Source organism: Photobacterium lucens, assembly GCF_009873615.1.
GTDB lineage: Bacteria > Pseudomonadota > Gammaproteobacteria > Enterobacterales > Vibrionaceae > Photobacterium > Photobacterium lucens.
The window spans coordinates 39,165-46,710 of the sequence record NZ_SSMG01000186.1; the positions used below are offsets into that span (position 1 = coordinate 39,165).

General features: G+C 43.3%; 7 protein-coding genes. 2 read left to right on the forward strand and 5 right to left on the reverse strand.

Annotated elements, in window-relative coordinates:
• Positions 1-15 precede the first annotated feature (15 nt).
• Positions 16-300 (forward strand): hypothetical protein, encoded by a 285-nt coding sequence (locus E5A76_RS08995; protein WP_161118711.1) that lies wholly within the window; start codon positions 16-18, stop codon positions 298-300.
• A 411-nt stretch (positions 301-711) separates the two neighbouring features.
• On the opposite strand, the gene E5A76_RS09000 is transcribed toward E5A76_RS08995, so the two are convergent.
• On the reverse strand, positions 712-1,614 hold the full coding sequence (locus tag E5A76_RS09000) for a TIGR01777 family oxidoreductase (protein WP_161118712.1): 903 nt from the start codon (positions 1,612-1,614) through the stop codon (positions 712-714).
• 258 nt (positions 1,615-1,872) lie between these two features.
• Between E5A76_RS09000 and yfcE the strand changes: the two genes are divergently transcribed.
• On the forward strand, positions 1,873-2,418 hold the full coding sequence (yfcE, locus tag E5A76_RS09005; RefSeq protein WP_161118717.1) for a phosphodiesterase: 546 nt from the start codon (positions 1,873-1,875) through the stop codon (positions 2,416-2,418).
• 116 nt (positions 2,419-2,534) lie between these two features.
• On the opposite strand, the gene E5A76_RS09010 is transcribed toward yfcE, so the two are convergent.
• From E5A76_RS09010 to E5A76_RS09025, 4 genes are all read right to left on the reverse strand, one after another.
• Positions 2,535-2,822 (reverse strand): SelT/SelW/SelH family protein, encoded by a 288-nt coding sequence (locus E5A76_RS09010; protein ID WP_161118713.1) that lies wholly within the window; start codon positions 2,820-2,822, stop codon positions 2,535-2,537.
• A 24-nt stretch (positions 2,823-2,846) separates the two neighbouring features.
• Positions 2,847-3,611, reverse strand: coding sequence for a sulfite exporter TauE/SafE family protein (locus tag E5A76_RS09015; RefSeq protein WP_161118714.1), 765 nt, complete (start codon positions 3,609-3,611; stop codon positions 2,847-2,849).
• A 154-nt stretch (positions 3,612-3,765) separates the two neighbouring features.
• Entirely contained in the window at positions 3,766-5,913 is a 2,148-nt protein-coding gene (gene pta, locus E5A76_RS09020; protein WP_181319806.1) for a phosphate acetyltransferase, read from the reverse strand.
• A gap of 157 nt (positions 5,914-6,070) precedes the next feature.
• The gene (locus E5A76_RS09025) at positions 6,071-7,267 is read right to left on the reverse strand and encodes an acetate kinase (RefSeq protein ID WP_161118715.1); all 1,197 of its coding nucleotides are present in this window, start codon (positions 7,265-7,267) and stop codon (positions 6,071-6,073) included.
• Positions 7,268-7,546: the final 279 nt, after the last annotated feature.

Consider the following 7,546-nt stretch of genomic DNA (forward strand, 5'->3'; position numbering starts at 1 on the left):
TTTAAGGGAGAGATTATGAATGTAGATCAAGATCCAATGACTGGGTTTAAAACACTAGAGCTAGCTTTTTCTCAAGGATTTCGAATGAAGCGTATACCTTTCAGTGATGATATATATTTCGTTCGAGATGTAGCTTTAGGGTATTACCGTTATACATATGCTCGATTAGATAAATTAAAAGTTTTACAGACAGTTGTATTAAACGGAAAAGAAGAGTTAAACAGCTTGCCTTGCTTTGGTCTTTATTATGGAACTCTACCAGAGCTTCGTGGGACAAATATAACTATTCCCTATATATAAAAAGTTTTAGAATACTTCAGAAAAAATCAAAAGCTGAATGAATATTATATTGAGACAAGCGTAGATATTTCGAATAAAGCTTCATTAGCCGTTGCAGAAAAGTTATTTGGTGTATCAACACTAGATTGTGTTGATGAAGCCACAGGTGAGCCAATAAGAGTTTGGCAAACAAAAGTATCACGTTAAATCAGTTTGAGGTTTTTATGAGAGCAGGTGCAGTATGTCCACAATGTGGTTCAGAAAAAACTCCAATAAAGGAGAAAATTATGGGTCAGGATACAATGGATCTGATTTGTGTTGATTGTAATCACATTGGTTGGTGGAAAGATTTCCAGCCTAAAGAACAAGATAAAGTAGATAACTAATAAATAAGCATATCAACAGGGCTCTTCAGCCCTGTTTTTGTTTTTCTCAATCGCACAACGTCTGCTTTAACGCTTGTTCAATACAAGGGAAGCTAAAGTTAAACCCTTCTTGCTGTAATTTATTTGGCAGTGCACGTTGGCTATCAAGCAATAGCTGTGCTGATTCCCCAAGCCCAAGCTTTAATACCCATACTGGAGTAAATAAAAAGTGTGGGCGTTTTAGGGTTGCTGCCAAAGTTTGGCTAAAGACTTTATTGGTTACAGGGGTAGGTGCAGTAAAGTTAAATACACCTTGCGCTTCTGGGTGGTTGAGCAAGAAGATGATGCCTTTGATCATGTCTTGCATATGGATCCACGGGAAGTACTGTTTACCATCGCCAATTTTACCACCTAACCCCAATTGATAGGGCAGTAACATACGTGCTAATGCGCCGCCTTGTTTGCCAAGTACGATACCTGTGCGGATAAGGCATACACGGGTTTGTTCTGATTGGGCTTCAAGGGCAATTTGTTCCCAGCGGTGACAGACGTTTTGGGCAAAGTCGTTATCGTTAATATCAAGCGGGGTAGATTCATCAATGGTTTTATCTTGATTATCACCATAAATCCCAACCGCAGAGCCGCTAATAAAGGTATGTGGTGGGTTAGTGCTGGCATTGATCTTATCAACTAACTGCTTGGTGATGTCCCAACGACTTTGGCAGATCTTCTGCTTTTGCTTTTCGCTCCAACGCTTGTTCATGATGGGTTCGCCAGCAAGGTTAATGATGGCGTCAAACTCATCAAAGTTGTCGAAGCTCTCTAGGTTGTCTACCGCATTAATATGATGACCAAGCAGATGATAAGCACGGGTTGGGTTGCGGGTCAGTACCGTAACATGATCGTGATTAAAATGAGGAAGAAGAGCTCGTCCTATAAAGCCTGTTGCGCCTGTCATTAAAATCTTCATCGTTATCTTCCGTTTTCTGTTCGTCATCTTAACATTCTGATGTGTCGCTTATTTATAGTATATATAAGTTGAATTATCAGTATAACTGAACGCTAAAAATGCTCTTATTAATATTGTGACGTCGGAGTGTGGTCACGATTATTTATGCGCGTGAGTGCGTATGGTTGCAGTGGTGGGTGATGTCTCATATCGATAACATAGTAATTTGATGATACAGAGAGTAGACTTCGAACCTGTATTAATGACTGGTTTTTGATGATGAAATTATTTTTTGCTTCTGATATTCATGGCTCGTTTGTGAGTGCTGAAAAGATGATTACTGCTTTTGAACAAAGCGGTGCAGAGCACTTAATTCTATTGGGTGACATTTTAAATCATGGCCCACGTAACCCATTGCCAGAAGGCTACGATCCTATCAAGGTATCTGAGCTGTTAAATCGCTATGGCGATCGCATTACTGCTGTTCGTGGTAACTGCGACAGTGAAGTTGACCAAATGCTGCTTGAGTTCCCAATTATGGCGGACTATAACCTTGTGTTATTGCCAACAGGTCAACGTCTGTTTTTAACGCATGGTCACTTATACAATGCCAATAAGCATCCTCGTTTACGTGCGGGCGATGTGATTGTATCGGGTCATACACATATTCCTGTGGCTGAAGCGCAAGATGAACTGTTTGTGTTTAACCCTGGATCTGTTGCTATTCCTCGTAATGGCTTACCGGCAAGCTACGGTCTATTAGATGGCAATCAGCTATCTGTGATCAGCTTTGACGGTGAAGTACTGGTTCAAACTCAGATCTAATTCGCAACGAGATAAAAGTAACGCCCTGAATGTAGCTCTCTGGTTTTAAGCGCAAAGCCACTTAATAGAGAAAGTACATTCAGGGCGTTATTGTATTTAGAGCTAGGCATTATTGCTTATGGTTTATTGTGGCGATCAACGTGGCCTAAATCCCGCTCTGGGTCGATAACATCACGAATGCGTTGCTTTAGCTGTTTCGCATCTGGAAAGCCACCATCGGCTTTACGTTCCCAAATTAGCTGACCATTACAGTGAATTTCAAAACGTCCACCTGTGTCTGGGTGAAGGCTGATGGTTTGGATTTCTTCACTGAAGGTATGCAGCAACTCTTGGGTCATCCAAGTGGAGCGTAGCATCCAATTACATTGACGACAGTAGTAGATATCAATGATCGCTTTATCCATGCAAAACTCCTTAAATAGCGTGGATTAAAATAGTGAGTAAAGTAATTTGAAGCCAATAATGAAGGTGAGGGCTTCAAAACAACGTTTGATGAGTTGATTACTTTTTTGATGAGCAAGGTGCGCACCTAAGTAACCCCCTAAGAGTGAACCAAGTAAAAGTACAGGGATCCACGGCCAGTAAATTGGTGCGCCTGCTTGGTAAATAGCGACAGCGCCAATGCCATTCCAAAATAGCCCTACGCTAACAAGTGTAAGTGCGACAGCTTGTTTGTAGTTAAAGCCAAACCAACGTACTAAAAACAGAGTAACAAATAGTCCTGTTCCTGCGGTTAATGAGCCGTTTAATACCCCAATAGTGGCTAAGCCTAGCCCACCGATTACCATGCCTTTGGTATCACGGTTTATGCTGTTTTCGTTTTGTCCTAGCTCTTTTTTCATTAGCGAATAAATACCAAGGCTAATGATTAAGATGCCGAGTGCCGCTTCTGCGATATTTTCAGGAAAAGAGAGGATCAGGTGCGCGCCAAGGATCACGCCAATAGCGCCTGTCAGAATAACGTAGAGGGTAAATCCCCAAGATAATGTGCCTTGGCGTAAATGTTTAATTGCTGCGCCAACGCCTAATGCCACACTTGCGACTTTGTGGGTTGCTAGGGCGATACCAAAAGGTAAGCCGAGAAAAATAAGTAGCGGAAATTGTATTAAGCCTGCGCCACCACCTGAGAGTGATGCGAGGGTATTTGAGATCAGCGAGCCAACAAATAGCCCGATTGAGTTGAGTAAATCCATGCTAACAGGTCATCCTTAACCGTTAATGAGCTTGTCAGCATAAAGGGTAATATCTTTGGTTGCCAGCAATAAAAAACGCCCCTATACGCTTTATCAATAAAAATTGATAGCAGGTATAGGGGCGTTTATCTGTCGGTTAAATAAGTCTTAAAACTTATTTAGCTGCAGCTTGCTCTGCTTGGATTGCAGTTAGTGCAACTGTGTACACGATATCGTCAACTAACGCACCACGAGAAAGGTCGTTAACTGGCTTACGCATACCTTGAAGCATTGGACCGATAGATACTAGATCTGCAGAACGCTGTACCGCTTTGTAAGTTGTGTTACCAGTGTTTAGGTCTGGGAATACAAATACAGTTGCTTTACCTGCTACTGGAGAGTTAGGTGCTTTAGAAGCAGCTACGTTTTCCATGATAGCAGCATCGTACTGTAGAGGACCGTCGATCACTAGATCTGGACGCTTCTCTTGAGCGATCTTCGTTGCTTCACGTACTTTATCTACGTCTGCACCCTTACCAGAAGTACCAGTAGAGTAAGAGATCATAGCAACGCGAGGGTCGATACCGAATGCTTTTGCAGAATCTGCAGATTGGATAGCGATTTCAGCAAGTTGCTCAGCTGTTGGATCTGGGTTGATCGCACAGTCACCGTAAACCAATACTTGGTCAGGTAGTAGCATGAAGAATACAGAAGATACGATAGATGCATCTGGTGCAGTCTTGATGATTTGGAACGGAGGAACGATAGTGTTCGCAGTTGTGTGAACTGCACCAGACACTAGACCGTCAACTTCGTCGTTCTCAAGCATCATTGTGCCTAGGAATACTGAATCTTGTAGCTTCTCACGAGCAACAACGTCAGTCATGCCTTTCGCGCCACGTAGCTCAACTAGACGAGCAACGTAGTTTTCACGAACTTCATCAGAGTTGATGATAGTTACGCCAGCACCTAGAGTAACGCCTTGTTGCTCAGCAACGCGACGGATTTCTTCTGGGTTACCTAGAAGCACACATTCCGCGATACCGCGCTCAGCACAGATAGCCGCAGCTTTAACTGTACGTGGCTCGTCACCTTCTGGAAGAACGATACGCTTAGCCGCTTTACGAGCAAGCTCAGTTAGCTGGTAACGGAATGCTGGTGGGCTTAAACGACGCTCTCGAGTTGAACCTTCAGTTAGAGATTCAATCCAGTTACCGTCGATGTGGCTTGCCATGTACTCGTTAACTAGCTCTACACGCTCTTTATCGTCTGCAGGTACTTCTAGTGTGAAGCTCTGTAGATTTAGAGAAGTCTGCCAAGTGTTACCTTGTGCAGTCATTACAGGTAGACCTGTTGCGAATGCGCGCTCACATAGATCCATAACAGGTTTTGGTAGGTCGTAACCACCTGTTAGAAGTAGTGCACCTAGCTCAACGCCGTTCATTGCTGCAAGACATGCTGCAACGATTACGTCTGGACGGTCAGCTGAAGTTACTAGTAGTGAACCTGGACGGAAGTGCTCAACCATATTAGGGATAGAACGTGCACAGAAAGTGATGCTCTTAATACGACGAGTTTCGATGTCACCAGCGTTGATGATTTCAGCGTTTAGGTGTTGTGCGATATCAGTTGCACGTGTTGCGATAAGCTCTGCGCTCCATGGAGCACAACCTAGTACGCGTACTGGGCTTGAGTTGAACACTTGCATGATTTCAACGTTTGAAGGAACAGTACCTTCAGCGTCGTCGAAGATCTCAGAAAGGTCAGGACGAGTGCGACCTTCTGCATCAACTGGTGCGTTAAGTTTGTTAACAATAACACCAGAGATTTGCTTGTTCTTGATACCACCGAAGTTAGAACATGCTACTTCGATACGCTCTTTAAGTTGAGCTGGGTTATCAGTGCCAGGAGAAACAACGAATACGATTTCAGCATCTAGCGTTTTTGCAATTTCAAAGTTGATTTGGTTTGCAAATGGGTGCTTACGAGTCGCAACTAGACCTTCGATCAGCGTTACTTCAGAGTTAGCTGTAGATTCTTTGAAACGTGCAACGATATCTTCTAGAAGAACGTCAGTTTTGTCGTTACGGATTAACTCTTCTGCACTCGCCATTGAGAATGACTCTGCGATTTGCATGTCACTGTTTGCACGAATGATAGTCGTAGTTAAATCAGGTTGATCGCCACCTTTACGTGGTTGAGCGATAGGCTTGAAGAAAGAAACGCGAACGCCTTTGCGTTCCATTGCACGAAGTACACCAAGGCTAACACTTGTTAGACCTACGCCAGCACCAACTGGAACAAGCATAATAGTACGGGACACTATAAATTCCTCTAACTATTGAATGGATACAGCACTGTTCAATAACAATTCACGTGTAAACAATGGGAATAAGTATAGAACAGCACCACATGAGAACATGACGGGAGGTCATGAAAAAACGGCTGACTTAAAGCCAGCCGTTAAGATAATCGTGAGATTAGATGTTAGCTAGCTTAGCTGTATCTTCTGCGATTACTAGTTCTTCGTTTGTAGAAACAACCATTGCAGGGATGCGGCTGTCAGCAGTAGTGATAACACCTTCACCACCGAAGCGTGCTTTAAGGTTTGCTTCGTTGTCTACTTCGATACCGAAGATAGATAGACGGTTTAGAACCATTTCACGGATTGGCGCAGAGTTTTCACCGATACCACCAGTGAATACGATAGCGTCTAGACGACCGTCCATAGTTGCAGCGTAACCAGCTACGTACTTAGCTAGACGGTGACAGAATACGTTCATTGCACGAGTTGCTTCTTCTTTCTCGCCGTAGTTTTCTTCAACGAAACGACAGTCAGAAGTCACACCAGTAAGACCTAGTAGGCCAGATTCTTTAGTGAACATAGTGTTGATTTCAGCAACGCTCATACCTAGCTTGTCGTGTAGGTGGAACATAACTGCTGGGTCAAGGTCACCACTACGTGTACCCATTACTAGACCTTCAAGAGGAGTTAGACCCATTGAAGTATCAACTGCTTTACCGCCTTTGATTGCACATACAGATGCGCCGTTACCTAGGTGACAGTTGATGATGTTTAGTTCATCAAGAGGCTTACCTAGTAGAGATGCTGTTTCACGTGCGATGAAACGGTGAGAAGTACCGTGTGCGCCGTAACGACGGATACCGTGCTCTTTGTATAGGTTGTATGGGATAGCGTATAGGAATGCTTCTTCAGGCATAGTCTGATGGAAAGCTGTGTCGAATACTGCTACGTTCTTAAGCTCAGGGAAGTTGTGCTTAGCCGCTTCGATACCGATGATGTGAGCTGGGTTGTGAAGAGGTGCGAAAGTTGCAGCGTCTTCGATACCTTTAAGTACTACGTCGTCGATTAGTGCAGATGCTGTGAACTGCTCGCCACCGTGTACGATACGGTGACCGATAGCGCCTAGGTTCTTTTTAAGTTCTGGCTTAGAAGCAAGAATAGTGTCAACCATGAATGCTAGAGCTTCTTCGTGAGCCGCGCCTTCACCTAGTTGAGCTTCGTGCTTGCCGTCAAGTTTCCACTTGATGCGTGCTTCAGGAAGACCTAGACATTCTGCTAGACCTGAAAGGTGTTCGTCACCTGATACAGGATCGATGATTGCGAACTTAAGAGATGAACTACCGCAGTTTAAAACTAAAACCAGCTTAGACATGAGTGACTACCTATAATCTGTCTGAAAGTTGATATTCATGTTTGAATAAAAAAGTACCCATAGAATAGACGATGTTTAAATCATCAGTCTAATCAGGGTGAAATTCGCGCTCATTCTTGAGTATTTGAATTGAGTTGCCTGCAATTCAGGTTCATCCTTGAGGGTGCTTAACTTGCAGTTAATACAATTAACAGCAACAATTAGGTTTAAGCGCGCTTAGGATAGCGATTGTTAAGCAATATAACAAAAACATTTTTAGATAAATTTAATTTTAATCAA